A 4339-nucleotide genomic window follows, 5' to 3' on the forward strand; every position below is an offset into this window, starting at 1 on the left:
CAGATGGTGATCGCCGAGGTTAAAGTGGTTTTGCCGTGGTCCACGTGCCCGATCGTCCCGATGTTGACGTGGGGTTTGGTGCGCTCAAATTTTTTCTTCGCCATCAAGAATCCTTCCTTTCTCAAGCCTTTCTTCGGATTTCTGGCAAAGAGATTAAACAGAATTCGAAAAGCTTACTTCTACATGAAGAAGAAAACTCCTGCTTGGAAGTTCAAATAACCATATTCTTTCTCCCTTATGAGAATCTTATACAAAAAGTTCCCCACGGAACCGGGGAACTTCAGAATCTTCTTTTCGCAGCCGCACACGCAGCAGCACACCCGCCTGTAATCCAAAAGATCAGGCCCCTTCCGCTGCAGCAAGGCGTACTACGGCATTTACAGGACACGCCCGGAAGCAGCGTCCGCAGCGGGTGCAAACATCTTTATTAATCGCGTAACGGGCACCTCCGTTGTAATCTACGTAAACCGCCCCGCTGCCCCCCTCAAAGAAGCATACATACCAGCAGGTCGCGCAGTCCATGCAGCTATCCGGTTGAATTTCAAAATCAAACTTATACTTCTTCTTTTTTTCTTCAGTCAACCCGTCCTCCTCCTTTCCCTAATTTTTTCCAGGAACAAAACTTCCTGCTTTTATTTTTTCGCCAGTCAATCCCAAAATCCTTCCTTCAAATTCACTTCTTTGCCCCTTGCTTTTCGTGCAAGAGATCCCCCTGCTGTAATCCCAGCAACGCTGCAGCATTCAGTCCCAGAATCTGATCCAGAAAAGATGAGGGGAGGGGGAGCTTTCTGATCCCTGCCACCTCGGCCTGCTGCGAGGTCCAGGGAGAGTCGGTTGCGAAGAGAATTTTTTTCGGGTCATGGGCAAAAATTAAACGGGTCATTTCTTCCCGGCCTAAATCGGCAAGGGAGTAAGAGGTGTCGAAGTAAATGTCTCTTCCCGCGAGATGCCTTTCAACTTCCTCCCAGCACCCGTATCCACCCATGTGGGCGGCAACAATTTTTCCGCCCGGAAAAAGCCTGACCAGCCTTGCCAGGCGCTCCGGGGTGCAGTGCACCGGGGGCGGCAGACCGATGTCGATGCCCGCATGGAAAAGGATGATTAAATCTTCGTTAAACAATGCCTCATAGATAGGAAACATACGGGGTTCATCCACAAAAAACTTCTGGTAATCCGGATGAAATTTAACCCCCCGCAGCCCCAGCTCTTTAATGTGTTTTACTTCGCCCCTCCAGTCGGCCAGGTCCGGGTGAAAACTGGCAAAGAAAACAAGATCTGCGCTTTGATTGGCGGCAGCCCAGGTGTTGATTTTCCGGACCTGCTGGGGACGGGTCGCAACAGGCTGGACAACAGAGCAAGAAATTCCTGCCTCCTGCATCGAACGCCGCAGATCGGAAATGGTGCCGTCAAGAAACGGCTTGATGCCGGCCGCCTCAGCCAGGGCGGGAACGGCCTTCTTTGCCAGTTCGTCAGGGAAGCAGTGGACGTGAAAGTCTAGCAGCAACTTTTACCCTCCAATTATCAATGGTAAACAATGATATTTCTAATTAGTTTAAAAGAGGTTCTGGAGAAAAACAAGGATCATCCCCTTGAGCCGGCCGGGATCTTTAACAAAAATTTAAAAATCTATAAAATAAAATTTGAGGGAGGTGACCTGGATGCCCGCCAATCTCACCCCCCAGTACCTCCAGGCAGAACAGCGCTACAAAACCGCAAAAACTGTTGAAGATAAAATTGCGGCGCTTGAGGAAATGCTGGCGGTAATTCCAAAACACAAGGGAACAGAAAAAATACAGGCTGATATCAAAAGGCGGCTTTCAAAACTGCGCACCGAAGGCGCTCAGAAAAGCAAAATGGCGCGCTACGACCCTTACCGCATTCCCAAGGAAGGAGCGGGCCAGGCGGTTCTCGTAGGGTTTCCCAACACCGGAAAGTCATCTCTGGTAGGCGCCCTGACAAAGGCAAAAGTCTGCGTCGCCGACTACCCTTTTTCAACAACCGTGCCCGTAGCGGGAATGATGCCCTTTGAAGACGTTTCCGTTCAGCTTGTGGATACTCCTCCCATTACCGGGGATGAAGCCGCCCCGGGGCTTGTCAACCTCTTGAGGCAGGCAGATATGATTCTTCTTGCCGTTGACGGCTCTGCAGAGACCTGCCTGGAACAGGTTGAACATTCTCTGAATCTTCTTCATCAAAAAAAGGCAGGGTCTCCGGAGAAACCCTGCCTCCTCCTCGTCACGAAAACCGACCTCGAGGCCGCCCGGGAAAATCTGGAGCTAATCGGGGAATATGTCCAGGACCATCTGCCTCTTCTCCCCGTATCTGTTTTCGAAGCCGGGAGGCTGGAAGAACTGCGGCGGCGGATCTTTGAAGCCCTGAACATCATCAGGATCTACAGCAAGGTACCGGGAAGGCCGCCTGATCTGGAAGCACCCTTTGTCCTAAAAAAGGGAAGCACCGTGCTGGATTTTGCCCGGGCGATCCACCGGGACTTTCCCCAGCGCCTCAAGTCTGCCCGGGTCTGGGGCTCAGCCAGGTTCCCGGGCCAATCCGTGCTCCGGGACTACGTGCTCCAGGACAAAGACATAGTGGAACTCCACGTCTGAGCTACCGCAGAGCCGAAACCAGCAGCAGAACAAAGAGCCAGAAGGTGATGACAAAGAGAACTCCCGCCCAAATCTTCGGCCTCGTCTCAGCGAAAAATGCATCCGCCTTCTCCCTGCACTCGGCAAGAACCTGCGGCGGGATCAGCTTCATAGCCAAAGCCGCGCCCAGCGGGATGAGGAAGGCATCGTCAAGGTGCCCCAAGACAGGTACAAAGTCCGGGATGAGGTCTACGGGGCTCAAAGCATATGCCACCACGCATGCTGCAAGCAGGCGGGCGTAAAGGGGGACGCGGGGGTCGCGGTAGGCAAGATAAAGGGCGCAGATCTCTCTTTTGAATTTTCTTACGCGGTACAGCCAATCCCTGACTGCGCTTGCGCTCACCGCGCTGACGCCCCCTCATTCTTCATCTCAAGAGATGCTCTCAAAAACTCCCTGTAATTGGTTCTTTTGCGAAGATACGGTCGTAAACAACCAGCCCAAGATTCACGCAGACAAGGACAACAAACCCGGCCAGCCCGGTGACACCAACGGTCAAGTCATTTCCTCCCTTAATCACCATAATCGCCAGCCCGTAGGTGCCGTTGAGCGTGCCGTGCATGATGGCAGCGGCGATGACAGATTTTGCTTTAAGTCTTATATAGCCGAAAACTGGCGAAAGGAGCAGGGTGAATATCGTCATCATCAACACGCCGGCCAGAGGGTGTTGAGGGTAGTTGTGCCCCTGCAAGATCAGGGGAGCGTGCCAGAGCCCCCAGATGATGCCGATGATTGCTGATGACTTCCAGAAGCCAATGCAACCGAGTTCCCTTTGAAGAAGCCCTCTCCAGCCCAGCTCTTCGCCAAAGGCGGCAACTGCATTAACCGTGACTCCTGCGATCAGCCCCTGCAACAGGGCAAGCCAGATGGGGTGGACGGGAAGAGCAGCAGCCTGGTTTCTCATTTCTTGCAGCTGCTCCGGTGTGAGCGAAGATTTAAACCTTTCAAACATTCCCGCCATTTCTGGAGAAAATTCGATTCCGGGGAAAAGCAGGCTTACCCCTAGCGTAGCGAAAGCGATCAAAGGAGGAAGCAGCCACGCCACCAAAAACCACCGGTTCAATTTAAAGGAAAGACCGAACGGCTCCCTTAAAGGTTCTCTGTAGATGAGCCTTTGAACCACGAGCGCGCCAGTCATCGGAACAAACATGTAGGCAACACTCAAAACCAGGGAACCGGGCGCGGCCCACCTGCCGCCCAGCGCCAGATACAAGAAGACCATAAGGTAGCTGAAGAAAAAGGTCAGCCCTGTGAAAAGGGCGGCTTTCTTAATGCTTCCCGCCATAAATTGCGACCCCCTTTTCCATGCACCCCTTCTCAACCGTTCCGGGCATTCTGATGTTCACGTCTTGCTTCGCCGCCAACCACTAAATTTCCTCTCCGCGGTTTGTGCTTGCCTTTCCGGCTCTGAAAAGCTGAATTCAGAACCCCGCCCCCATAGAATGAAAAAACCCGCGCGGCATAATCCTCGCGGGTCCGTGGATTTTCTGGCTCCCCGGGCAGGATTCGAACCTGCAACCCTCCGGTTAACAGCCGGATGCTCTACCGTTGAGCTACCGAGGAATAATTTTTTCCTGGCAGCGGCCTACTCTCCCGGGGAGAACCCCAGTACCATCGGCGCTGGAGGGCTTAACTTCCGTGTTCGGGATGGGAACGGGTGTTTCCCCTCCGCACTTGTGCCACCAGGAAACTTTCA

General features: G+C 53.1%; 6 protein-coding genes, 1 tRNA gene and 1 rRNA gene. 1 reads left to right on the forward strand and 7 read right to left on the reverse strand.

Annotated features, from left to right (window positions below; all coding sequences use genetic code 11):
- The 3 genes from HPY58_13795 to HPY58_13805 all read right to left on the reverse strand — a co-directional run.
- A partial coding sequence (locus HPY58_13795; protein ID NPV30688.1) for a hypothetical protein occupies positions 1-104 on the reverse strand: 104 nt, incomplete at its 3' end.
- A 235-nt stretch (positions 105-339) separates the two neighbouring features.
- On the reverse strand, positions 340-582 hold the full coding sequence (locus HPY58_13800) for a 4Fe-4S binding protein (protein ID NPV30689.1): 243 nt from the start codon (positions 580-582) through the stop codon (positions 340-342).
- Positions 583-673: 91 nt separating this feature from the next.
- Complete coding sequence (locus HPY58_13805; protein NPV30690.1) at positions 674-1504, reverse strand: amidohydrolase family protein; 831 nt, start codon at positions 1502-1504, stop codon at positions 674-676.
- A gap of 154 nt (positions 1505-1658) precedes the next feature.
- Between HPY58_13805 and HPY58_13810 the strand changes: the two genes are divergently transcribed.
- The gene (locus HPY58_13810; protein ID NPV30691.1) at positions 1659-2606 is read left to right on the forward strand and encodes a TGS domain-containing protein; all 948 of its coding nucleotides are present in this window, start codon (positions 1659-1661) and stop codon (positions 2604-2606) included.
- Position 2607: 1 nt separating this feature from the next.
- Here the strand turns inward: HPY58_13810 and HPY58_13815 are convergent, their stop codons facing one another.
- The 4 genes from HPY58_13815 to rrf form a co-directional block, all read right to left on the reverse strand.
- Positions 2608-2988, reverse strand: a complete 381-nt coding sequence (locus HPY58_13815; protein ID NPV30692.1) for a DUF1232 domain-containing protein — start codon at positions 2986-2988, stop codon at positions 2608-2610.
- A 40-nt stretch (positions 2989-3028) separates the two neighbouring features.
- The gene (locus HPY58_13820) at positions 3029-3928 is read right to left on the reverse strand and encodes a CPBP family intramembrane metalloprotease (protein NPV30693.1); all 900 of its coding nucleotides are present in this window, start codon (positions 3926-3928) and stop codon (positions 3029-3031) included.
- 203 nt (positions 3929-4131) lie between these two features.
- A tRNA-Asn gene (locus tag HPY58_13825) sits at positions 4132-4206 on the reverse strand.
- Positions 4207-4215: 9 nt separating this feature from the next.
- Positions 4216-4330: ribosomal RNA gene (rrf, locus tag HPY58_13830) — 5S ribosomal RNA — on the reverse strand.
- Between the last annotated feature and the right edge of the window lie 9 nt (positions 4331-4339).

It is taken from the genome of Bacillota bacterium (genome assembly GCA_013177945.1).
Taxonomy (GTDB): Bacteria; Bacillota; DSM-12270; order Thermacetogeniales; family Thermacetogeniaceae; genus Ch130.

Coding starts and splice junctions, on each gene's coding strand:
- HPY58_13810 (NPV30691.1), top strand. CDS start 1,659: ATGCCCGCCAATCTCACCCCCCAGTACCTCCAGGCAGAACAGCGCTAC.
- HPY58_13820 (NPV30693.1), bottom strand. CDS start 3,928: ATGGCGGGAAGCATTAAGAAAGCCGCCCTTTTCACAGGGCTGACCTTT.